Origin of the sequence: Bacillus sp. FSL P2-0099, from assembly GCF_038007445.1 — a bacterium.
Classification (GTDB): domain Bacteria; phylum Bacillota; class Bacilli; order Bacillales; family Bacillaceae_G; genus Bacillus_A; species Bacillus_A mycoides.
Map to the genome: position 1 here is coordinate 473,824 of NZ_JBBOXE010000002.1, position 25,272 is coordinate 499,095.

General features: G+C 32.5%; 20 protein-coding genes. 7 read left to right on the plus strand and 13 right to left on the minus strand.

The window, feature by feature from the left end; all coding sequences use genetic code 11:
* Positions 1-25: 25 nt before the first annotated feature.
* A complete protein-coding gene (locus MKY90_RS29965) occupies positions 26-496 on the plus strand; it encodes a DUF5065 family protein (RefSeq protein ID WP_012260090.1) in 471 nt (156 codons plus the stop codon).
* Between the two features lie 152 nt (positions 497-648).
* Here MKY90_RS29965 and MKY90_RS29970 read toward each other — a convergent pair whose 3' ends face one another.
* The gene (locus tag MKY90_RS29970) at positions 649-888 is read right to left on the minus strand and encodes a hypothetical protein (protein WP_098168984.1); all 240 of its coding nucleotides are present in this window, start codon (positions 886-888) and stop codon (positions 649-651) included.
* A 13-nt stretch (positions 889-901) separates the two neighbouring features.
* Positions 902-1,132, minus strand: a complete 231-nt coding sequence (locus MKY90_RS29975; RefSeq protein WP_098168983.1) for a hypothetical protein — start codon at positions 1,130-1,132, stop codon at positions 902-904.
* Positions 1,133-1,467: 335 nt separating this feature from the next.
* On the opposite strand from MKY90_RS29975, the gene MKY90_RS29980 reads away from it, so the two are divergent.
* Both MKY90_RS29980 and MKY90_RS29985 read left to right on the plus strand, forming a co-directional pair.
* Positions 1,468-1,806, plus strand: coding sequence for a DUF4158 domain-containing protein (locus tag MKY90_RS29980; protein WP_098168982.1), 339 nt, complete (start codon positions 1,468-1,470; stop codon positions 1,804-1,806).
* A 36-nt stretch (positions 1,807-1,842) separates the two neighbouring features.
* The gene (locus MKY90_RS29985; RefSeq protein ID WP_176523468.1) at positions 1,843-2,379 is read left to right on the plus strand and encodes a DUF4158 domain-containing protein; all 537 of its coding nucleotides are present in this window, start codon (positions 1,843-1,845) and stop codon (positions 2,377-2,379) included.
* 105 nt (positions 2,380-2,484) lie between these two features.
* Here the strand turns inward: MKY90_RS29985 and MKY90_RS29990 are convergent, their stop codons facing one another.
* The 7 genes from MKY90_RS29990 to MKY90_RS30020 all read right to left on the minus strand — a co-directional run bounded on the left by MKY90_RS29990 (position 2,485) and on the right by MKY90_RS30020 (position 11,545).
* Complete coding sequence (locus MKY90_RS29990) at positions 2,485-4,854, minus strand: adhesin (protein WP_341093748.1); 2,370 nt, start codon at positions 4,852-4,854, stop codon at positions 2,485-2,487.
* A gap of 20 nt (positions 4,855-4,874) precedes the next feature.
* The gene (locus MKY90_RS29995) at positions 4,875-6,194 is read right to left on the minus strand and encodes a hypothetical protein (RefSeq protein ID WP_098169002.1); all 1,320 of its coding nucleotides are present in this window, start codon (positions 6,192-6,194) and stop codon (positions 4,875-4,877) included.
* A 314-nt stretch (positions 6,195-6,508) separates the two neighbouring features.
* Positions 6,509-7,480, minus strand: coding sequence for a sigma-70 family RNA polymerase sigma factor (locus tag MKY90_RS30000; protein WP_098169003.1), 972 nt, complete (start codon positions 7,478-7,480; stop codon positions 6,509-6,511).
* Positions 7,481-7,640: 160 nt separating this feature from the next.
* Positions 7,641-8,759 (minus strand): RNA-guided endonuclease InsQ/TnpB family protein, encoded by a 1,119-nt coding sequence (locus MKY90_RS30005; RefSeq protein WP_098169004.1) that lies wholly within the window; start codon positions 8,757-8,759, stop codon positions 7,641-7,643.
* Complete coding sequence (locus tag MKY90_RS30010; protein WP_098169005.1) at positions 8,722-9,363, minus strand: IS607 family transposase; 642 nt, start codon at positions 9,361-9,363, stop codon at positions 8,722-8,724. Before MKY90_RS30010 ends, MKY90_RS30005 begins: the two co-directional genes overlap by 38 nt.
* Before the next feature lie 106 nt (positions 9,364-9,469).
* The gene (locus tag MKY90_RS30015; protein ID WP_098169006.1) at positions 9,470-9,700 is read right to left on the minus strand and encodes a hypothetical protein; all 231 of its coding nucleotides are present in this window, start codon (positions 9,698-9,700) and stop codon (positions 9,470-9,472) included.
* Positions 9,701-10,231: 531 nt separating this feature from the next.
* Positions 10,232-11,545 (minus strand): DUF3854 domain-containing protein, encoded by a 1,314-nt coding sequence (locus tag MKY90_RS30020; RefSeq protein ID WP_098169007.1) that lies wholly within the window; start codon positions 11,543-11,545, stop codon positions 10,232-10,234.
* A 2,996-nt stretch (positions 11,546-14,541) separates the two neighbouring features.
* Here MKY90_RS30020 and MKY90_RS30025 point away from each other — a divergent pair.
* A complete protein-coding gene (locus tag MKY90_RS30025) occupies positions 14,542-15,291 on the plus strand; it encodes a MerR family transcriptional regulator (RefSeq protein ID WP_098169009.1) in 750 nt (249 codons plus the stop codon).
* A gap of 25 nt (positions 15,292-15,316) precedes the next feature.
* On the opposite strand, the gene MKY90_RS30030 is transcribed toward MKY90_RS30025, so the two are convergent.
* The 3 genes from MKY90_RS30030 to MKY90_RS30040 form a co-directional block, all read right to left on the minus strand.
* Positions 15,317-16,765, minus strand: coding sequence for a cell division protein FtsZ (locus MKY90_RS30030; protein WP_098169010.1), 1,449 nt, complete (start codon positions 16,763-16,765; stop codon positions 15,317-15,319).
* Positions 16,765-17,199 (minus strand): hypothetical protein, encoded by a 435-nt coding sequence (locus MKY90_RS30035; RefSeq protein ID WP_098169011.1) that lies wholly within the window; start codon positions 17,197-17,199, stop codon positions 16,765-16,767. Before MKY90_RS30035 ends, MKY90_RS30030 begins: the two co-directional genes overlap by 1 nt.
* A 576-nt stretch (positions 17,200-17,775) precedes the next feature.
* On the minus strand, positions 17,776-18,462 hold the full coding sequence (locus MKY90_RS30040; RefSeq protein ID WP_098169012.1) for a hypothetical protein: 687 nt from the start codon (positions 18,460-18,462) through the stop codon (positions 17,776-17,778).
* 538 nt (positions 18,463-19,000) lie between these two features.
* On the opposite strand from MKY90_RS30040, the gene MKY90_RS30045 reads away from it, so the two are divergent.
* From MKY90_RS30045 to MKY90_RS30055, 3 genes are all read left to right on the plus strand, one after another.
* On the plus strand, positions 19,001-20,551 hold the full coding sequence (locus MKY90_RS30045) for a replication-relaxation family protein (RefSeq protein WP_098169013.1): 1,551 nt from the start codon (positions 19,001-19,003) through the stop codon (positions 20,549-20,551).
* Positions 20,523-23,600 (plus strand): type IV secretory system conjugative DNA transfer family protein, encoded by a 3,078-nt coding sequence (locus MKY90_RS30050; protein WP_341093756.1) that lies wholly within the window; start codon positions 20,523-20,525, stop codon positions 23,598-23,600. Before MKY90_RS30045 ends, MKY90_RS30050 begins: the two co-directional genes overlap by 29 nt.
* 171 nt (positions 23,601-23,771) lie before the next feature.
* A complete protein-coding gene (locus MKY90_RS30055) occupies positions 23,772-24,362 on the plus strand; it encodes an SUKH-4 family immunity protein (protein WP_098169015.1) in 591 nt (196 codons plus the stop codon).
* Between the two features lie 176 nt (positions 24,363-24,538).
* On the opposite strand, the gene MKY90_RS30060 is transcribed toward MKY90_RS30055, so the two are convergent.
* Positions 24,539-25,192 (minus strand): hypothetical protein, encoded by a 654-nt coding sequence (locus tag MKY90_RS30060; RefSeq protein WP_046960426.1) that lies wholly within the window; start codon positions 25,190-25,192, stop codon positions 24,539-24,541.
* Positions 25,193-25,272 lie beyond the last annotated feature (80 nt).

Sequence of the window (25,272 nt, forward strand, 5' to 3'; positions counted from 1 at the left end):
CAGAAATATTTAGGGGGATTTTTTAATGAAATTAGGAAAATTAGCATTAGTTGGAGCATTAACATTCGGTGGATTTACTGCAGTAGAAATGATTAAACCTACTTCACAAGCCGCAGCAGCTTATGAAGAACCATATTCTGATCCATATAATGATAGTTGGGGATTTGTATCACCAACTAATTTTGAATATCTATCCCAATTTCCAAATGCACACATGATTAAAAAATCATATAGAACTGGAGATATCTTAAATTACTCTCTTAGCTCAATAAAAGATGGCCCAGGAGCTGTTATGAAGATTTTTAAAGTTGAAGCTGGAAAAAAACCTGTACGCTATAGAACAATTTATCCTCAATTTGATGCTAATTACCAAAACCCTACTTGGTCAACTGTGATTACAGATGTATATACTCCTGGTAGCTATATTGCTGTTATAAACCATGTCAATGATTCAATAGGTTACGGCGTAAGTGATTGGTTTACAATTAATAAATAATAACAAGTATCCTTGTAAACACCATCTTTATTACAATAATAAAGTGGTTCAAGTCGGAGGAAGGCACCTTAGGGTGTCTTTTTTCATAACAAAAAGCACATGGTTATTCCCCATGTGCTAACGGTATTCGCCGCAGAAAATATTAAGTTATTTTACCAATATATAGCCTTCAAACGTAAGCTTTTCATATATTTATAATTCTTATATAAGTGATGGTTTTGAATTTTTTCTAAAATTTCTTTTGAGAAAGAATTATCACAACCTACTATACCATCCTGATTTAAAGTGAAGCTTTCTGCATCTTCATTATCACCTTCGAAACCAATATCAATTGTTAATTCTTCTCCATCTGACATAACTCCCATTGGAGCAGCCCAATCAATATTACTCATTACCTTTCCCCCTTTAAATATTCCACAGCAATGAATCTTGTTTATGCTTACATTTCACATTTAACTTATTTCTTCCGATACGCTCGATAATCTCATCTTGTTGTTTTTGAAGAGCAGGCTTTAGCATAGTCATTGTATCTCTACGCATTTTATCTTTATAAGTCACGCCATCAATTACTACCTCTAGTTCCAAAAACGTATCATTATTTTCATTTAAAATTTTTGCGCTTGTGATTTCTCCCATTTGTTTCCTCCTTTCTTATTGATAGTTTACTACACCTATCGTAAATTTGAGAATCCCTGCTACATGTCACGTGTAATTTGGATTCTCATAAAAAACTATATAATGCATCGGTTTTTATCGCGAATCTTCCCGATCCCGCTTCTTTTTTCGTCAATATATCAATTTAATATTCTAAAAGGGGTACGGAAACGATTCTGGGTATGAGGGGCCACTCTGGAAAAATATTCAAATAAATACTATGAATATAAACAAGAAACCTATCTGCGGATAGGTTTTTATTTTACAATGAAGATGGTTGAATATTGAAACATATATAAATTCTAGGGGGATTAGTTATGCCTAGTATTCAAGATACGATATATCCAAGAATCAAACATAATTTAAGTACGGAAGAATTAAGTAGTGTATATACGCCAACAAGAAGTGAAATAGAATGGACAAGTTTGAAAACAAAAGGAACATTACAGCAGCTAGCGCTAATAATTTTGCTGAAAACTGTACAAAATCTTGGCTTTTTTACACGTATTTCAGATATACCTCCAATTATAATTAAACACATTGCTCAGTCAGCTCAATTACCTATTCCTACTGAAACTGAATGGGAAACATACGGTAAAACACGTACTGTAAAAAGACAGTATCACTTTGTAAGACAGTATCTAAAAATCCAATAATTTGATCATAATGCTCGTCAAATTATGCTCGATACAATGAAACATGTAGCTGGAAGCAAAGATGATCCAGCCGATTTAATTAATGCAGCTATTGAAGAATTAATACATCAAAGATATGAATTACCCGTTTATAATACTTTTAAAGAAGCCGCTAATGAAATAAGACATAAATCGTATCGTTTAATTTATGAGCAAGTATATGAATCCTTACAAGAGCAACACTTACAACAAATAGACTGTTTATTTGAAACAGGACCTGACACTTTTTATAGCCCGTGGAATCGTCTCAAAGAAGACGCCAAACGTGCCTCTTTATTTCATTTAAAAGAGTTAATTCTGCATTACGATTGGTTAATACATCAAAAAATACCTGTTCACCTTCTTGAAAGCTTTTCTTCAACCAAAATAAAACAAATGGCTGCTGAAGCTAAAACCCTAGATTCTTATCGTATGTCAGAAATAGAAAAGAAGAAAAGATATACGTTAGCCATCTCTTTAGTTTCTGTACAAACATCAAGAATACTTGATAATATTGGTGAAATGCTAATAAAAAAAGCTCCAAATGTAGGATAGTCGGAGCTTTTTACAATATAATTTTGATTAGTTAAGTTTTACTGATACAAAAACTTATAGATGAACCTTCTAAAATCTTCACTATTATAATTTTCCGCTAAAATCTTATTTAGCTACATCATTAGAATTTGATGCAAGTAATCCATTACCCTGCTCTTTAGAAGTTGTTCCTGCAGTTTTCTGTTCTGGCTTTTGCTCTGGTTTCTGTTCTGGCTTTTGTTCTGGTTTCTGTTCTGGTTTTTCTTTCTCAAGCACTACCACATTTACTGTTTCAGTTGAGCTGTTTCCTGCCTTATCGGTTGCCGTTACTTGAACTGATATTGCGCCTGGCTTACTTGTATCATACGCTCCTACTGTTACTACTGGATTTGGATCTTTATTATCTTTTACACACACTAAACTTCCTGGACTTAATTTATCTCCTACATGTACGGTTACACCTTGCTTCGCTGTTATTACTGGTGCTTCCGTATCCTTCTCTTCTTCCTTTTCTATTACTTTTACTGTTACCGTTGCAGTTGAACTGTTACCCGCATTATCTGTTACCGTTACTTGAACTGATATTGTGCCTGGTTTACTTGTATCGTACGCTCCTACTGTTACTACTGGGTTTGGATCTTTATTATCTTTTACACTTACTAAACTTTCTGGACTTAATTTATCTCCCACATTTACGGTTACACCTTGTTTTGCTGCAATTACTGGTGCTTCTGTATCTTTTTCCTCTTCTTTTTCTACTACTTTTACTGTTACTGCTGTACTTGAGCTATTTCCTAATGCATCTGTTGCTGTTACTGTTACTTGAATTTCTCCTACTTTACTTGTATCATATGCCCCCACTGTTACTACTGGATTTGGGTCTTTATTATCTTTTACTTCTACTAAATCTCCTGCATTTAGACTATCCCCGACATGTACTGTCACACCTTGCTTCGCTGTAATTACTGGTGCTTCTGTATCTTTTTCCTCTTCCTTTTCTACTACTTTAACGGTTACTGTTGTACTTGAGCTATTTCCTGATTCATCTGTTGCCGTTACTGTTACTTGAATTTCCCCTGCCTTACTTGTATCGTACGTTCCTACTGTTACTATTGGGTTTGGATCTTTATTATCTTTTACTTCTACTAAATCTCCTGCATTTAAGCTATCTCCTACATGTACTGTTACACCCTGTTTTGCTGTAATTACTGGTGCTTCTGTATCTTTTTCCTCTTCTTTTTCTACTACGTTAACAGTTACTGTTGTACTTGAGCTATTTCCTGATTCATCTGTTGCCGTTACTGTTACTTGAATTTCCCCTGCCTTACTTGTATCGTACGTTCCCACTGTTACTACTGGATTCGGATCTTTATTATCTCTTACTTCTACTAAGTCTCCTGCATTTAGACTATCTCCTACATGCACTGTCACACCTTGCTTCGCTGTAATTACTGGTACTTCTGTATCCTTTTCTACTACTTTAACGGTTACTGTTGTACTTGAGCTATTTCCTGATTCATCTGTTGCCGTTACTGTTACTTGAATTTCCCCTGCCTTACTTGTATCGTACGCTCCTACTGTTACTACTGGGTTTGGATCTTTATTATCTTTAACTTCTACCAAATCTCCTGCATTTAAGCTATCTCCTACATAAACAGTTACACCTTGTTTTGCTGTAATTACTGGTGCCACTGTATCTTTTTCAGGTTTCTCTGGTTTTGTTGTACCACCATCGTTACCATCCCCACCTGTTGGTGGTTCTGTACCTCCTCCACCATCGTTACCATCTCCTCCTGTTGGTGGTTTTGTACCTCCTCCACCATCGTTACCATCTCCTCCTGTTGGTGGTTTTGTACCTCCTCCACCATTATTACCTTCACCACCTGTTGGCGGTTTCACTTCCCCGACACCTGTGTCACCAGAAGTTGGTGGTTTTTTATCATTATTAATTGGAGGTATTGAGTTATCTGCAATAGCCACTCCATCATTGATATTTAGATCGCCACCAAATACAAAGTTCTTACTATCCTTATTATCCGAGACAGAAGGATTATTTGTTGCTGATGCTATAGAAGAATTTAAATCCGAAAAACGATTACTTGATTTATCACCGTCAATAACTGATGCTAAGTTTCGGTCTGAATTTATAGCTGCGGTTGCAATTGAATCCGTTAAATCATCAAATTTCTTTTTAGTTTTGTTATTTTCAATGATACCAGCTAAATTTTGATCAGAGCTACGTTTTGCATTATCAATGATTTCATCAAAATCATTAGCATTTAAATTTTCAGTTGTTTCATTCTTACTTTCATCTTTTTTCTCATCTTTCTTCTTTTCTTTTTCACTTTCCTTATTCTTTTTAGATACTGTTGCTGTTTTAGTGCTCTTTTTTTCTGAAGAGAACAGCGAGCAGCCTGTAACTACCCCAACACTTAAGGTAGTTACAGTAGTCGTCAGTAACACTTTCTTTAAAATTTTTGAATAATCTAAAGGCACAATCAATTCCTCCCTATTACTTAGCCTGCACTTATAATTGCTACAGATGTAGCAGAGCTATTAGGTGCAGAATTGTTGATTTTTTCAAGTAAATCTTTATTCCCAACCTTTTGAGCAAACTTTTTAGCTTCCTCAGATTTATTTAATTTCAAATAACTATTAACAATGATTCCTTCTCTTCTGCCATCTAGTGGCACTTGATCTCTTAATTTGATAACTTCTTCATGTTTGTTATCTAATGCAGAAATTTCAAAATTAATTAGTGGATTTTTTGTTTTTAATTCTTTTACTTTTTTCAAATTATCTACAGCTATATAATATGAAACTACTGATTCTGCAAAATCTTGTTCTAAGTCAATTGCCTTTTGTGCTTTACCACTTAATAGATACGTAAATAAAACTGCCTTTTTATCTTCTTTTCCTAACTTTTTATAATCGACTTTATCAAATTCCAAGGCAGCATCTTGATATTTTTGAACTGCAGATAACCTTAATCCATTTATTAAATTTGCATTAACTTCTAAACTATTTACATTATTTGCAGATGCAGCCTGTGAATTTTTCATATCGCTAAAGGCAAAACCTGCTACTACTAATAAAACAATTGATGCGACTCCTATAATAGCGTACTTATACTTTTTCATATTATTTAAGATTCCTTTTTTATCGATTACTACTTTCTCATCCTGTTCAAATTTAGTTACATTTGCTAGATTTCTTTCCTTATTTAAATTAATTTCATCACTTTCTGGTTCCCTTTTAGCCACAACTAATTTTTGTCTCTTTTGAGCTTCTTCTATTTTCTTTTCTTCCTCTAATCTTCTTTTTCTTACTTCTTCAAGTTTTTTCTCTTCTTCTTTCCGTCGTGCTTTTGCCTGTTCCCTTGCTTCTTCCTCGGCCCTTCTACGTGCTGCCGCTTCTTTACGTTCCCTTGCTTCTTCCTCTGCTTTTCTACATGCTTCTGCTTCTTCACGTTTCCTTGTTTCTTTCTCGGCCCTTCTACGCGCTTCCTCTTCTTCACGTTCTCTTGCTTCTTCTTCTGCTTCTGGTTGTTCTATATTAAATTCGCTTTCAGAAGTGCTTGACTGTTTTTGAATTGTTGTAATCCAATCAAGAGCCGGATTACTTTTTGAAGCTTCATTTTTAGGTGTATTTAAAACTACACTTTCTTCACTTTGTTTCAGTGGTTGTTCTGAACGCTCTTGCTGGAATTGCTCACTTACTTGATCCTCATGGAAATCTCCATATTGTTCTTCTTCCTCTGCTAGTAATCGTTCTCTTCGTTCTTTTTCTTGTCTAATTCTTTCTTTAATTACGTTTCTTTTTCTATTATTTTGCATATAACAACAATGGCCTCCTTTCTATTGGTACCTCATAAATGAGAGTAATTAAATTATTTATCCTTCATAATTAATCATGAGATATTTCTATAGAAAAACTAAGGAAAAATAAAGATAATATTATTTTTTTAAGCATGATAAATAAAAAGAAGGATAAACAGGTAGCACCCATTTATCCTTCTTTTTATTTATCATCTATTGAGTTTTTAGTACATGTTATACCCTTAATACATCACTTTGTTTCCAATTTTCAGATAAAAAAGATACAACACGCTCGTTACACTGTATATTCTGATAAATAAGAATATATATTTTCACGCCATATTAAGTTCATCCATTACTCTCAACTTTTCATGTAGTAGATCAAAAATTTCATCTTTATAGTCACATTTCTTCAATCTTTTAATTGCTTCATCCTTTATTTGTGACACTCTTTCAGTTGTTATCATAAGTGCTTTTGCAATTTCTTTATGCAAATATACTTTACTATCTAGAAGACCAAAACATAGATTTAGTACCATCTTTTGCTTTGGGTTTAATACTTCATCAAATATTAACCATATCTCGTAATTTAGGTCCTCAATTACCATCTCATTTGTTGACGGAATTGCTGAACTATCATCATAGAATGGATTTGATATACCTATATCTTCATTTATTGTATCTATATCCAAAGTCATAGTAGTAGCCCGCTTATAATATACGTTATGCTTAATGACTGTTTCGCTAGTTACATTTAACTCTTTTACTACTTCTTCCACTGAAGGGGTCCTGTTGTACATTTGTAGATATTTATCTTCTAACTCGACATATCTTAAATTAAATTGATTCACATAATTAGGGATTTTAAAAGGCCCAGACTTTTTTTTACATATAATTCCTAACATACTTTTTTGTATCCACCAAAAAGCGTACGTGGAAAAGCAATAACCTAAAGCCGGATTAAAATCTTCCATTGCCCGTAACATTCCCTCATTACCTTCTTGAACTAGATCATCAAACTCTATTTCAGGGTGCTTGTTTTTGTACTTTCTTGCAATAGATAATACTAGTCCTACATTCACATGAAACAAATAATCACGTAGATCCTTTTCACCATGTTTGTACCGCTGAAATAATTTTAAACTTTCTTGTTTTGATAGTACCTTATAATTCCCAATTCCCTTAATTTCAAAAGTGTTTTCTTCTGGATTAGCCATTGGCTTAATACTTCTTGCAGTAGAACCTTGTGTTATAGTTTTATTTAATGACTCATCGCGATTCAAGCTGCTATATGATTGATTCATACCTATTCCGTTGCCAAAACCTTATAAAAGTCTATAAAGTTTGTTTATTTCCCTGTTCTACGAGTCCGGTTTTGCCAAAGCAACTACCGTTTGATATAACTCTCCGAGGGCGTAAATTCGGATACAACGCATCCTACATATTAGCCATAACGTTTAGGTGTTAATTGGCTAATTCATAACGTGACAAGTTGATGGCTGCATTCAAATCCCGATCTATGACATGACTACAAGCACATTTGTATGTGCGATCAGATAGCTTTAGATCTTTCTTGATGCTTCCACAACTTGAACACGTCTTAGAAGATGGATACCATTTATCAGCTTCAATAAATTCAATACCGTATTTTTCGCTTTTATATTGAATTTGTCGCTTAAGCTCATATAAACATTGTTTTGCAATAGCTTTAGACAAGTGCTTATTCTTCATCATTCCTTTGATGTTCAAGGTTTCCATCACGATTCGATATGGCTTGGTTTTCACGATATCTTTCGTGACTTGATGAAGATAATTTGTTCTGATATTGGTCAACCTTCTATGCAAGTGTTGTATTTTCTTTTCGACTTTTATAATGTTGCTGGTTTTGATGAAACGGTTTCCCTCCTTATTTATTTCATATTTGCGAGAAACTTGACGTTGCAACCTACGAAGGCGTTTCTCTACCTTTTTTACTGTTTGTGTTTTGTTGATATTTTTCTTTTTCTCTCCATCCGAGCAAACAGCCAGTTCCTTCACACCAACATCAATACCTAGTGAGACATCTGTTAATTCTATTTTGGGACACTCGTTTTCTACGCCAACGGACAAATACCAATACTTTCCGTCGAAATGAATACGTGGATTCGTATACTTTACATCGACTGGTAATGATTCTGAAATTTTCATCGATCCAACTTTTTCAATCAACACTTCGTTATTTCGAACTTTCAATTTCACATTATCGTTGTAAAAAGACGGCTTGGATTTTCTTCTGCTTTTGAAACATGGTTTATTAGCCAGTCCCTTGAAGAATCGCTTATATGCTTCACAAGCATCTTTGATCGCTTGCTTTGTAATGTTATTGGATACTTCGTATAGCCATACATATTCTTCTGTTTGTTTCAGAACTGTTAATTCTTTACGAAGGAGGCCGTCAGATAGAAATTTACCACCGTGCTTGTGATTTTCTTCTTGTTTACCTAATGTCCAGTTATAAGCCCATCGGGCTGTTCCAACGGATTTCCAAAGTTGATGTTCTTGTTCTTTATTTGGTCTTATTCTTACTTTTCTCGCAAGTATCATTTTCCATCAACTCCTTAATCATCTTCTTGGCTTTATTGGCTCTTTTGCCTTGCAATCTACAGCTGAAAACAGTGACAATCTGAATTAAATCTTCTACTAATTCTTGTTCCTCGATCTTTTTTGTATGGTCAATGACCTCAATAGTCGTTCCATATTTATTACATAGGTTTTCGATTAATTCATACCCGAATCGAATTAACCGATCTTTATATAGAATAACAATCTTTTCTACTTCCGAATTAGTGACCTTATCAATTAATTCATTTAATCCCTTTTTATTATAGTTAATCCCACTTCCTATATCAGTGATGATTTCAAATTTATAGACTTTAGCAAACATATACGTTTTTACGTTATCAATTTGTTTTTCCAAATCATCTTTCTGTTTATGAGAGCTAACTCTACAGTATCCTATCACTATTTTGTTTAACTGCATTTCACCTTTAATACCCAAGAAGTGATTAAGTTGTTCTTGTGAGTAATATCGATAACCACTATCCGTTACGTGATGTGGTTTAAAAACATTTTGTTTATCCCAGTTTCTTAACGTTTGAGTTGTCTTTCCTATTAAATTAGCAAATTCACCTATGAAATAGTACTTCATCTATATCACCTCTCTAATTATTATTACTTAAACTTTATAATAATTAGAGGGTCTTTTATAAAGTTTTATAGATTTATTTCAACTGTTACTCCCCTCCCTTCTCATTTTATAGAATTGTTTCTAAAAACATCTTTGTCTCCTTTTGTACGTTACTAATCAACTTACAATTCCTTGCGCATGTATTGGCAACTTCTTTATGTGCTTTCGTTTTTCTCAATTCTATATAAATATCACATCCTTTGCAGATGCTACTAATACCTTCCATTATTTCTAATTGTCTTCTTCTTTCATATAAAAACTGCTCTTTCGTTTTCTTCTCGCTTACTCGTCTCCCCATTTGTTTCACCTCGTATACATGAATAGTATTATTTAGTAATTAAAAACTACTATCGATATTACATAGATACGAAACTTCGCCCTAAAACTCTTCCAAATTTATCCTGTATGTATATGATATAGGATTATAACAAAATGTAAAATGAATTATTCTAAAAATTTCAAGAGATTACCGAGATATTAAAATATCCATCATTTCCTTATGATTAAACTAATTATATTTATATAAATCTTGATAATCATCAAGGTTTATATACAATTTAAACCCTGATGACTATCAAGAACACGTATAAAATAATAGATGTTTTATATTCTTCTATACAAAACATCCGTTTAGAAAGAGTAAAAAATAAATTTACCTTTAAAGCTTCCAAATTTATATTTCCTCGAACCTCATATGTAATTTTTGTATAATTAACATAGAAATTTCGATTTTATAAAAACACTCATTCTAATTATGGTATAGAAAAGTAATTAATCATTTCTATCCCTTATTAATATGTTTTTTAACTTATTTCAATTAAAATAGCGTTTATCTCACTTTCTCTATTGCTGGAATATAATCGTTTAACAGTAAATCATCTAGCCCCTTTCCAAGATTAATATCCCAACTTGCATAATTAATACTTATCCCTTCTTGATAAAACGCTTGCGCACATTCTAATAACGACCGCTGAACATCTGAATTTGTAATCATATCCATATCTAAAGCAAACGTCGCCTGTTTAACTCCCATTTTTTTTAATGGTTCAATTAATATTCTCCATACTTTAACCCCAGGTATTGATACAACTGTGGTACCATACATTACTTTTTCCTCATTTGTTAGAAGCTCGTCTAAGTTTTCTGCAGCAATATCAGACTTTAGACTACCTTCTGAAATCCATACATTATCCTTTTTTATTAATTCTCCACGTTCCCAATTTTTCAGCTCTCGACTAGGTACTGCTACATGTATTGGCAATGGGTTCCCTGCTCCCGTGCCATGAAATCTCCCACCTGAGCTAACCCAAATATATTTACTTTCTAACTTTAATTGTACTTCACCTAATTTTTCACCTTCATAATTAATTTCATACCATTCTTTAACATCGATTTCACCTTTAAATATAGACTCTATCTTCCCATTAATTTCATAGGTCACCTCTATAGTATTGGGTTGCTCAATAACTTCTGCCTTAAAGCTTGGTTTATAATTTTTTACAACTGTCATATATTCAGGATTATCAATTCTACATTGAAAACCGCATATCTGATTATATATATTTCTCTGAGGTATTAATAAAGAATCTCTCCTTCCTGCAAATGTAAAATATCTTCCATCCTTTGTTCCTTTTGCATAAAATCCTGGAATTCCAACAACATAGCTTGTTTTCCCCCCTACTTTTTTTATTAGCTCTTTCGTAGTATCCCAAGGTTTAATAGGAAAACTTTTGTAATTTCTAACACTTATTACTTCTCTTGTAATCCTACGCTTTGATCCCATTAACATTTTAATATGTTCATCTCGCACGTCTAAAGATTCTAGGAATAAAGTGTAAATAATATCAAGAGTGTAATCATTTTTCCGCCTATGTTCCTTAATCATCTGTTCTTGAGAAAAGTCATATCCCCTTTTTTGATCTTCAGCTACTATATGTAAATAGCCTGCTTCCCCGAATACTGTTTCTGATGGAATTCGTCCACATATTATTTTGGTTTCAGAATTATTAACCATGCACCATCCTTGCTTACCACATATAGGGCACGTTGTTCTATAATATTCAAACCATCTCTCATTACTCCCCTTATTCATGCTTCTCACTGGCCTTAATATTCTACTTGCTGCTAACTTTTCAATTGACATCACATATCTCCTTTTCCCTTGATCAAATAAAAAAGCCCTTTGGAATACGGAGGTTAAATACCACACAAACGTGTAATTTAATCCGTAACCCGAAGGGCTTTATGTAATCACTAGAAAATAAAAAAATTAACAATCTATAGTAAGAATATACCAAAAATTCTTTATTTAATCAAATAATCTTCTAATATTATAAAACTCCACACTATAATTATACATGGGCATCTCACCGCTTAACCCCTTTTGGACCTTTTGAAGCGAGAACTTCTTCGGAATTAGATACTATTTTAGCAATCTATATTTACTAAGCTATAAGGGTCCCCCTTATTAACCGTTCACTAATGTTTTTCTGCTTACTTTTTTTGGTACAGTATACTCTCTACTAACCAATTAACTGCGCTATTAAGCGTAATCTTGTTGACCATAATATATTTCTTGTAAACAATCATCACAACATTATATTTTGTTCAAAATTAATTAATCCTACTCAAAAACACTTTAGAATAAGGACTATAAAACAGTCATATAATTATCAATCTCATGTTGATACCAACAGAAAATCAATACATCTCACCCAAATTTGACATTGACATGTCAAATGAGATTAACATATCAAACGAAGCGCACCAACTTTATCACTAGTATCCACCGGTTAACATCAACATAACATTAACAAGCGATTACTTATCAAAAATGTTTGTACCTATCTAAACTTCAAGATCTATATTAGTTGAACATTAGTCCATTGCAACAGATTGCACGGAAATAAGTTGATTAATAAACTACCTTTGAAAATGTTTCAATGCTAGTAAGACATAAAAAAAGAAACACCTTGAAACTATCGATTTCATGTTGATACCGATGAAAAGATAACTGATTTTTAATCTTTCATTTGTTATTAACATGTCAACCGAGATTAACATGTTAACTAATTGTTTTCTTTTGTTATCGATATCATTTTGAATAAGATTGACATAACATTAACAATAAGGTGTCAAAAAAGAAGAATCGTTTATAGCTTTCAAGATTTCAAAATCTATATCGGTTGAAATTTTTCTTCTGCGGCAGTTTTCTCGAAGTGAATCTAGTGACGATTTATCCTAGAAAATGTCTCGACACCATCAAAACATAGTTAAAAATTTAATCGGGATAATAAATGATGACAGCATTTTACCCTTTATTTATCATTGACATACAGTCTAAAAACAACACATAGAAAGGAATACTGTCTATATTGTTAATGTCATATCAATAATTTTTATTTAACATCAATATGACATTAACAATTAAGTAGTTGAAATACGCATAAATACATGTCTTGGGTCATCGAGATCTGTATTAGTTATAAATTTATTTACTACAACAGATTTCTAACGAAAAATCAAAAAACACTCTAAAAGAACTATAATTGCACTTAGAAACTAACAAGAACTCCATACAATTGATAGTTTCTTATTAGTGACACCAAAAAATCAACAGTTTTCCCTTTGTTTATCATTGATATGTAACCTGAAATTGACATGTTAAGCAGTTGTTTTCTTTTGCAATCAATATCATTCTAATTAATATTGATATGACATTAACAATAAGGTGTCAAAAAGGAGAAGTGTTTATAGCTTTCAAGATTTCAAAATCTATATTGGTGTTTTTTTTCTTCTGTGGTAGTTTGCTCGAAGTAAATCTAGTGATGATCTATCCTAGAAGTTGTTTTCACACTATCAAAAAATAGTTAAAATTTAATCGCAATAACAAATGATGACAGTAATTCAATGCTTTTCAGCCTTTGTTTATCATTGGTATATAGTCTAAAAGCGATACGTAGAGAGAAACGCTATCTATATTGTTAATGTCATATCAACAATATGCATTAAACATCGATATAACATTAACAATTATGTAGTTGTAATACGCATAGATGCAGATCTTGGTTCTTCGGAATTTGCATTAGTTAAAAATTTATCTACCACAACAGGTTTCTATTGGAAAATCAAAAAAAGAAAACATCCTAAAAGAACAATAATTGTGGCTAGAAACTAACAAGAACTCCATACAATTGATAGTTTCTTATTAGTAACACAACAAAATTAACAGTTTTCTCTTTATTTGTAATTGATATGTGACCTGAGATTGACATGTTAATAGGGATAGTTATCCATCAATAGTAGTGTCATATCAACTATCACCCATACGTGTTGATATAACATTAACAATCATTGATTATAAAGTTGAGAATATACATACAAATAGAGCTTTAGATTCTACATCTATTAAATGGCTTTTTTCTATAGCAAGATTCACTGGATAAATCGGAGAAGATATCATTCTTGAAAGTATTTTGATAGTAGCCAAAAACAATAAATTACTTTTTATTACTTCCGATTTAAAAGTAGCAATTGTATGAATCAATTTTGATTATATAGAAATCACTTGTAAAGGGCGATACCCCCTAGAAAAAGTGAGTTTATATTAAACCACATAAAAGTACATCAATAACCTATAATAGCCATCACGTGCATTCTAAAGACCTACTGAAACCAATTAATTATACCATTCTTGGTTTTCTACTACCGAGTATCATAAATTACAATAAATATAGGCCTTTATTTACTATTAGTATGGGCTTTTCGCTTTAGATTTATACATATTTTTTAGCTTTTAAGTCTTTAAGTTTAATGCTATATCCTTATAATTTATTTACAAATCACTAATATTTTCTTATCATTAATATATTGTAGACTAATTTGTTAATTTCATAGCAACAATAATCATTAATAACTAACGGATTATTAACTGGACATTAGCAATAGTTAATTCTAAATCCTCATTTATCAACTTCATGTTAACAAGTGGTGCTTTATATATCAATGACACATTTCATGTGAATGTCAATCGATAAAGGTATTGAGGTTTATATCGTCGAAAGACACTTAACATATCAATCTCACTTTATATGTTAATTCCATTTTGCTATGGCCATTATATTTCAAGGAGGTACAACGATGATTGAACAAGATAACAAAAATACAACTGAACATATGGAGTCAAATAATACAAACTCTAGTCATGAAGATACTTTTGAAAAAGCTTGGCGAATAACAGAGTTTTCAAAACTAGTAGGCCGACATCATAACACTGTATACAATTGGTTCAATATCCTAGAGGAAAAGGGGTTACACGGAACATTAAGAACCAATAATACAAATGAAAAGCTATATAACACACTGGATTTAGACATAGCTTTATTTATCAAGCTAAAAAGGGATGAAAAGTGGTCGCTAGATGCAATTATTGAGCTTTTACCACATCAATTTGAACTAAGACCAGTTTCTCCAGAAAATCAAAACAGTGAAGTATCAACCCAATTAAACATGCAGGAAGCTGCAGCGACTATTGAAAAAATAGTCGAGCAAAAGATTCAAATGCATTTACAAAACATTGAATTAGAGTATCAAGGAAAGTTTGAAGATGCTATACGTGCAGTGCTCCCTGAACCAGAAGACCCTGAAATGTTAAAAGAGCGCCAAAGACAAGAAAGACTAGATAATATGATAATTCAACATAGAGCGCGTACAGAATTAAGAAAACAAGCTGAAAGAGAGTGGAGTTCACAACCAGAAGAAACTCGTATTAAAAAAGTTGGCTGGTTTAAAAAAGAGGAAGATCTTGCGAGAAAACAACTTTTCATAGAAAACTATATTGATGAGAACATGATTGAATACATGAAAAATGTAATGAGAACAGAAAAATAAGCCTGGAAAATTCCAGGCTTATTTTTTATTTTGTTCCAAACATCTTATCGGGATCCATAAATGCAGCTAATTCTTCATCATCTTGCGTTTGTGGTTCTTCATCTTTAACTGGTTCTAATTCAAAGTAATCACCAAAGTTAATATTGAAGTCATCGTCCGAGTCTTGCGCTTCAATAGTATTAATTTGTGACTTTGTATATTGAATTTGACTCTGTTTTTCCTTAAATTCGTTATATTCCTCAACTAATCCTTTAGATAAACGTGATGGTAGTGCATCTGTCTTATAGAAAGTATACACGCTGCCCATAAAGTCATTTTTACTCACTAAATAACCATTAAAAACAGTTCCATTGATTGGTAGTTTATTTGTCACTTCTACTTTTGCATCATCCATAAATGAATCATCAATGTTCTTCTGTTCATCTAAAATTGCTAACATACCAAAATGATGTACCTTCGATGCCTCTAAATCTCCATTTTCATTTGTCTTCATCAGGTCAATAGGGTGATGGAATGAGCTTCCTTTCAATGATTCTGAGAACATATCTACAATTTCTTCACTGTTTTCAATTTGATTCATATTACGTGAAACCTTATTAATTACTAAACAGCCTGTTCTTTCTAGTAAAATTCGTTTAAAGTCCTGAGAATCTAGAATTACTGATGTTCCTGAACCATTTGCAGCTGTATTTAACTCATGAATAATATCTCCAATGCGTTGGTTTGCATAATCTCGTGAGTTTCCAATGCCTTTTTTCTCATTTTCGTTTAATCCCTTAAACTCATCATAGAAGTGTTGGTTATCTGCAAATACAACAAATGCAACGCCTTTCGCTGGATCATTAGCTAACTTCCAAATTTCTTGTGAAAATTTATTCACCTGTCTTAGTACATCCGGCCCATCTGCTCTAACTGGGAGTGTAACCACAATACCCATTTTAATAAAATCTTTACGTTCAATTGCATTATTGAAAGCAATTCTTGCATACTTTTGTTGATTTTTGATTAATTCTTCTCTAGGAATTTTCATTGCCATACTTTTAAGTTCTTCAGCAATTACAGGTTTATTATGAAAAGCAGAGAATTCTTCAATTGCTTGAATAATTGTAGATGTACCTGTACCACCACCTAAACCTGCAAAAAATAGCACTAACTCATCAGTTGGTCTGACACGTTGCGTTATAAATTCTTTTAGTTTGTCCTTAGCTTCTTCATTAGATTCTAACACCTTTACAGCACGCTCAGGATTCTTACCCAAACCACCTAATTTTAGTGAAACTTGGTTGCTTTTTGGCACGTTTTTCAGTTCTGCTAAATCCCCATCATTACTATTCAATGCTAGGCAATTATAAACTGCTGTACCGTCTGTATGCTTATACTCAGCAAACTTATCTACCATTCTAGTTCCAGCTTGACCAAAACCAACCATAGTCATTTTCACTGCTACTTCGTTTTTCAGAAAGTTTTTTGCCATTATTTTATCTCTCCCTTATTCTCATTACTTTTCTTACGTTTGCTTAATTCAACTAATACTTGCTGCCCCCTAATAGTTGAAATTAAAAACTTATACGGATGCATAATTTTTTCTGTTATTAATGACATTGAAGCTAAAGTAGCAACACTACCTTCCGCTGATCTTCTTGAAATGTTAGTTCTTTCAAGTTCTAATGAATAGGATTTACCCTTAGGTTTCTTTACTCTCCTATCAATAACAACACTTTCTACTATCTCATTTATTGAAATACCTCTCATATATTTTGTTTCTTGGTATTGTTTGTTTACTTGAGATCCTATGTAATGAAATACATTGTAGAGTATTTCGTCTTCTTCAATAATGTCTGCAAACATTTCCACAGCTTCTTCAGTAAATTTGTTTTGTTTATATTTTTCACTTAATACCTCGTTCAAGTTGTTCCCCCCTTAAAACGTTGGTTAATTATTCCTAAAAATATATTACATCATTGCAAGACGTATATCAAGTCATTATATATAAGACTTATATCAAGTTGTTATATATAAGGCTTATATAAGATTCACAAAATGTAAAATTGAACTAATGTCTTATATACCAACAACAATTATATAAGACGTACATGAAAGTCGTTCATATAAGCAGTGAACAAAACATGTTAATATCAGGTTTCATATAACTAACAATAACTATTAAATTATAAATATGGGTGCAGTATTTATGTATATTTTTATCTAGAATTATAATTCCGATATATAATACTTCTAAAATAAAATTCTATTATCATGGCCATTAGATTTATACGTCTTATATATACGAACTACATATAAGATGTACAGAAAAACACTTATCATTAAAGGTTTTATATACTTTTATATTAATTTCATGTCAATAAAATATTACCAAGAAATTTCATACGTCATATTTGAAAGACTTATATAAAAGACTTATAAATAAGACGTGTATATACCCCTAAAAAAAAGAGTAATACTTCTTGAGTATTACTCTTTTAACTATATAGTTTTATATAAAACACTTAGTTTATTAAACAAATCTTTATGATCCCGCTTCTTTTTTAATAACTCACTTTTCTGTTGGTTGTCTACAGAAAGGAAAGGGGATGTCAATGTCATGTTATATGTAGTTATTTCTTTTATTAATTCGGAAGTTATTTCTGAGATTTGTAGGAATAGCACATAAAATTGTGATTCATTTTCATTCATTTGATTCTCTTTGAAATTAAGTTCTACAAACTTGTCAGTATAACTTGTCAATTTCATATCAATATAATCACTATAACTAACATGTAAGGTCATGAAGCGATTAAATTCAGATGAACTAATTAATTTCTTTGTTAAGCATAGATGCACTAAATATATCCTATATACAGCTTTAAATGAAATAATATATTTAGTTCTTTTTTTTCTTAATTGGATGTATTCACCGTATTTGTTGATTAGAAATCTTAATTGATTAGATTTTATCCTCAAAATTCTACTGACTTGTGCGGTATTATACGTTTTATAAGGATCTAGAGCTGCAAACTTTAATGGGATTATCTCATGTTCGTTACATAATGTGTTGATTACTTTGGTATAAAGAAGGTCCGTTTCAAATTCAATTTGTATTATCTTTGTTATTAACCCATATTCTGTGTTCCAATTCCGCATTTTTTCACCCCTTAAATCAGATTGTAACATGCAAAATATGAAATATACACAATTTTCATTTACTTTATTATGTTTATTTACTTATTTCTTTTATGATGTAATTTTTCCTTCTGATAACCAAATACCTCTACAGAATTAAATGCAATTCTGTTTAATACTTAGTTTCATCTATGCAAAAGTATATTCACTGTACATTTTATCTATTTTAGATACTCTACACATATATGACGGAATACATATGACGAACCCTTTTTTCATCATTAGAGTTCGTCATATGTTCTCTTATCTATGTCGAAGTACATAAGACGAACTCTAATAGCAAATTTCTACTTAATAACATTGAAGTTTATTACTCACACCTGACGAAATAATAGGTGTTTTTAAACCAAGAGTCCATGGGGGATAACGGGTTACTTTTTTGCAAATTTCAGTTAAAATATACATTAATCATTTTTATGTACTGAACTGCTTAATTTATCCAACATTAATTACTTTCATTTCATGATAATCGCACTCGATTTTATGCAATTTTACGTATATTTTTTCCATTTCAAAGGAGTGTTTAAAATTGAAAAAATCATTTGACCATGCCGTTAAATATATCGTCGGAGAGAATGATCGTGGTGTTTATTTTAATCGTTCTGATATTTTTACAGTTTTATTTTTATATGAACAACGAACTGTATCTCAAATTCAATTACGAAAATTCTATGAATTGATAAGTGGGGAGCCTATAAGTCGAACCACATTTTCATCCAAGTTAACTAAATGGGCAAAAATGAAATTAATAAAAAAAGAAAATATAAGTGTGAGAAAAAAGCGTGGCTTTACATTGGATTTCGTTTCTATCACTTCAAAGGGAGCAGAAATATTATATCGTTTAAAATTAATCACTGATTGCAGTACCTCGTTTGTTACCAAAAGGCAATATGAACACAATATAGCTATTACACAATTTGTGCTAAATCTACTTGAAGCAGAATCCCTAAATGAACATACCGGTGCAATTGTAGGTGGTAATGGCGATTATCTTTTTCCACTAAACTCAATTGTGAAGCAAAACTTACATTTGCCCAACCTAATGTATTCCAATTCAAATAATGTTTACTTTTTATACGAAGATGAAGAATATCGCGAAATGTTTCAGCCAGAACTTCAACCCGTTTCCTTCCAACCAGATCTACCTCAACTCGTTTATTCATTTCGTCCATCTAAAGAGTTTTATCCCGATTCAAACGGAAACCCTTTAATCATTCCTGATTGGGTTCTTACTTGTAAAGATTCTATTATCAATATTGAAGTTGATACTGGATCAGAAAACATTCCATTTTTAGAAAACAAACTAAAAAAATATCTCGATATCGCTGCTGCTAACCCATCTAAACAATTTTACGTGTTATTTTCAGTGATTGATGACTCCTATCACACAATTTCTACTTACAAAAAAAGGACTACACGTGTAACAAATTTAAAAAAAGCTTTCAGCAATATACCACGTTTAAGTGTAGTGAATAACCTAAATGTCTACGTATGCAATATGGGTGGATCGGCACTTGTAATAAATAATATTCTTCAAGAAATTCGCGAAGTTAATAGTTTAAGCAAAAGTCATATGCTCAAAAAAATCACTTCACGTTTAAATATAAATTCTTCTTTCCCTTATTCTGTAGAGTGGATATCTAATAAAAATGAAATGCAAGCGAAAGGGATTCAGCATTCTAAACTACTTGAGCTAACAGATGACATTTTGGTATTACGAAAAAAATCACCTGATGAAGAAAAAAAACCTTTAGATTACTTAGAAATATTATGTCTATTAACAATACTTAAGGTAGGGGAGGTTAACACACACTTTAAATTACAACAATTATCAGGATTGTTGGCCATGCAAAATCAACACCGAACACTAAACCCAATTAAGATTTTGGGGATATATGAAGCGGATGAATTAGAGCATGGGCAGCAAGCCATTTTTACTGATTTGTATCACAATTCCATAGCACCAGAGAATATATTATTGGCTACTTCTGCTGAATTGCTTAATTTCACCGCTGCTTTTTATTCGTTAAAAGAGAGGGTGAAACAAGAATTTGGAGAATGCAGTTCAAAAAAATGCTGAACTCAATAATGCACCAGGTAATGGGGAGGATCCAAAAGCCGGAAAGAGCAAAAAAAATTCCTATACAGTTACAATCGACATTACAAAAAGCTGGAAATATCGTTTAGCAGCCCGCTCATCTTACTATGTTGTGACATTACTACTTCTGCTAGCTTGGTATTTTGCTTTTAGAGGAATATATAAATACGTTTCTTTCTGGTCAATACAAATGGGGGCTCCATTACCTACTTTAAGTATCTTGGGTAATCCGTTTGAAACTAATTATTACATTGAAACCTTTTTTAGCTTTTGGATTTTAATTTATACTTGGCAACTATCAACCAAGGTTAAGACCTATCAGGAGATAAAGCGTAGATGGTTTATTTTCTCGATGATGTTAATTGGTATAGTTGCCCAGTACTTATGGGCATTTAGTGTTCCATTAGCTAAGATATTTATTCCATTCTTACATTCGAAAGCTGGAGAAGTTTCACTAAATGACAAAGGATTAGAGGCTACTATACTTTCAAATTTTAGTAATATCATGCACCTTGTATTTGCTATACCTGTAATTATTATTATTCTCGTGCTCTTATGGCTCTTTAAGATTTTTTATGAACATAAAAAAGAGCTTTTAGATGAATTCGGAAAATGGGAATACGTATTTAAAATACCTGGTTGGATGCTTTCCTTTTTGAATGATGATTGTCAACGGAAACTTGCTACTTCATTACACAGATTTTTCACTGAAAAAAATCCATCAAAATTGCCAGAACCCGATATCTTTCTTGGTCCTAACAGTGCTACACGGGAAATGGCAGTAATACAAGGCAAGTCTTTAACACTTAATATAATGATCATCGGTAACATTGGTACAGGTAAATCAGCTGCACTAGGTTTACCAATTGCTAATCAAATTCTTGACTATATGGCTTCAATGATTAATAACTTTAAAACCTTATATGCAAGAAAAGATTATCATTCAGAGGATGTAAAAGGAACGCAGGTAAATGGTCTTACAGTTATCGAGCCATCTAATGACTTCTGCGAAAAGGTATATAACTTGGTATTGGCACACAAGATTCCCGATAGTGTTATTTTCTATTTAGATCCAACAAATCCTGATACCCCTTCAATAAATTTCGTACGTGGTCCAGTTGATAAAGTTGCTGAGATGTTATGTTCAGTATTAACGGGGCTCTCTGATAATGGAGCAGGAAATCCTTTCTTCGTTCAATCTGAGCGTTCCCATCTTAAACAACATATTTACTTGTTAAAACTCCATGATTCAAAATTTGAAGCTAGATTTGAACATTTAATTGATATGTATAATGATGCTAACCTCGTTTTTGAGATGCATCTTAAGTTAAAAGGGCGACTTCCAAATGATATTGAATCTATACCTGATAGAGATGAGAGAAATCATTGGCGCATATTGAAGCAAGTTGATGAATGGTTTGATTTAAATTATGTGCCTGAAATTTCTGGCGGTCGTGGAGGAGGGGAAGTTATTTATCATACTGAAGGGAAATACTATGGGCAGCCAAAGATTATCGATAAACAAGAAACCTTCGTTCGTGGTTTACGAAACACATTAAATGATATTTCAGCTCAACCTCTGCTTCGTCGCGTATTATGTGGTCCATCAGATTTTGACTTTGAAAAGCATTTGGAATTTGGAGGCATCCTTTTAATCAATACTGCGAAAGGGGAACTTTCTGATTTATCTGATGTATTCGGTAAATTATGTTTGTATGCCGTGCAGAATGCCGTTTTCCGTCGTAAGCCTAACGTATCTCCTTACCATCCTGTTTTAGTCGATGAGTTTGCTGATTACATTTATAAAGCATTTAAAAGTTTTCCTGCTCAATCACGTAAATATAAAGCCCCTTTAATTGTTATTGCACAAACCATTAGTCAATTAGCAATTGAACATGGCCCAAGATTCATGGATATCCTGTTAGGTACATTTCGTAATAAACTTGTTTATGGTGATGTTACTAATGAAGACGCTAAATTGTTTAGTAAACTTATGGGTACGAAAACAATTTATGAAGCACGTGAAGGTGATCAAGAAATTGATATGGTAACAGCTGAAACGAAAACACAAAGTACCCGTAGAACATCCTACTCTTATTCGAAAACAGAGGTACCCATTCTATCTGAAAATGATATATTGATTCAAAAAGCATTCCAGTGTGCTGCTAAAATTGTAAAAGATAACGCCCCACAGGGTGGAATACAAGTAAATGCAAACTTTGTTCCTTCTATTGAGTTTAAAACAGCTAAAATTCAAGTTGATGCAGAAGCAGCTGCTTATTGGTTGAAAATTCGAGAAGAGTCATTGAATGCGGAAATTAAATATGATGATTATGTCACAGATACAGATGTTGATAGTGAAGAAAATGTAATTGAGGAATTGAGTACACCTACAACAGTGCCGACTGCAATAGAAGGTTGGTTACAGAAGTTAAATCCTGATACTTATGATTATTACAATAACGAAGATGATACTGACAATGAAGATGAATTAACAAATAATCAACCTGTGCAAGATAACTCAAGAAAATCTGCTCCAAGACTTGAAAAAGGGGAAACTATAGCGTCAATTCCTGGTAACAATTCATTAGAGCATGTAATAATTAATGAAGTAGCTAATACGCAAAAAGATAATGTACCAGATACAGGTACACATAGAGAGCCTATTGATTTTAACAAAAAGGCACCCGCAATTACTGAAACTCCTATAGAAGTGCCAAGGACGAAGCATACACCACAATATAGGGAGCCAGCTTATACATCGAATGTAACTCATAATCAGCAGGAACAGGAAATTCAACGAACTGCAGAAATCAATGGTAAAAATACAACATCTAACTTAACAATGCAATGGTTACAGCAACAAATGGCCGCTACTGTTTCTCAAGATGATGATAATACATTATCTCTAGACAAGACAGCAGAGGGTTCTCGACTTCATAATCGAAGAGTGGCTGAGATCACTCCAGAAAGTGCAGCAATTAAGGATAAACTCAGTCAATATATCGAAGGTGACATTGATCATGATTGATGCACTAAGCATATAACGAATATTTCTACCGGTAAAAAGGTGTGGGTTGTATACTCATACCTTTTTATAATTTCATATTGCACTTTCCGCAAGGAGACCATTTCTTTATGCTAAAATTTAATTGAGTTTGTGTAGAAGCAGAAAATAGACTAAATATTTAGGGTTGGAGGAATGACATTGGAAATAGCCAAATTAAATTTGCCCATTGATAGTATGCACTTTTTACTTAATCATCAAATTGAAGGAAATGAATTCGAATGTCTTAATGTAGAATTTTACACATATTCAAATGGTTTTCTTTTAGATGTAGTGGAATGGACAAAACAAAATGATTTTTCTTTATCGATATTGGATAAAGAATATACAGAAGCGTTTTTAGCGAGTTTAGAGAAGTTTAAACCCTACCTTGTTATTGGGAGTAATATGGATTCAGGTAATCTAATTGCTATCTATCAGCCCACAGGAGAAATATATGAGCTAGAACATGAAATTACGGAAAGAGTAGAAAGATATTTTGTCAATTCTTCTATAGAGAAAATGTATTCCTGCTTCAATTACTTTAAAAAGTATTGGGTTCAGCTAATAGAGCAGGGGCACTACAAAGATTGTAATCTAACAAAGACTTTTTATGATTTAAAGAACAAATTAGTGGAGCTTGATAATAACATATTAATTAATGATGATAACTACAATAGACACTTTTGGAATTGTTTATATCATGGCAATTTAAACTTTCTTTTGGAAAAGTCAGACGAGAAATAGATTATCTTTAATTGAGATACTTACTGGAGGAACGTGTTCAATACTATGGGAGATATTTTGTTAAAATGTAAAATCAAAATTGTGATGATTTTCACTTAAACAGACGGGGCAGGTTAGTTTAAATTCAATTAAAAAGACAATAACAAAAAGGAAGGGCAACAGACTGCCCCTTCCTTTTATAATTCAGGTAATGAAACCCTTGCAATAACACTTTCGTCTTCAGTTAAAATCAAAATTTGATAATTGGCATCCACATCTCCGTCACCAAATTTCTGAATAAAGGCTTTTCGCAATTTTTTTCCCTGCTTGCTTTCTTGCTCAGCATCTACAAACACATTAATATTCCCTGCATAATGTTCATCCGCCTCAACCCTATACTCCATATTGAAATCATCGACCAACACGGGGTCAATCATGGCTTTAAGGTCAGTATCTATGAAGGTTCTTGCTTTTTCGATTCTCCTATTGTCTTTCTCAATCGCCTGGTTTGCTGCCTCCTCCAACTTAGCAGATTTTTTTTCTTTAGCGGCTTCCTCTTCTTCTGTTAACTCTGGATTTTGAATGTTATACAGCATGTCTTCCAGGTCGTCACACACAACCCCAGGACTCGAAGCATTTGCAACCATTTCATCTATGCTGGCGTTTGTGATCCCAGCTTCTTCCAACTGGTCCCATTCCTTGTCAAGAAACCCGCACTTACCATATTTGCTGTCATAGATGACATTGCTTGCTTTCTTTGTTACAGCTCCTGTCTCTAATTGAAGATAAACCAAGGGCAATAGTACTGCTGCTACAACTCCGGCAATGATTAGCTTTGTCGATTTTCTCAAGTTGACCCGTCCTTTTATGTGAAATATTTGCAATAAAGAGCATAATTAGCATAAAACATTGGAAGCCGCATATCAATTAA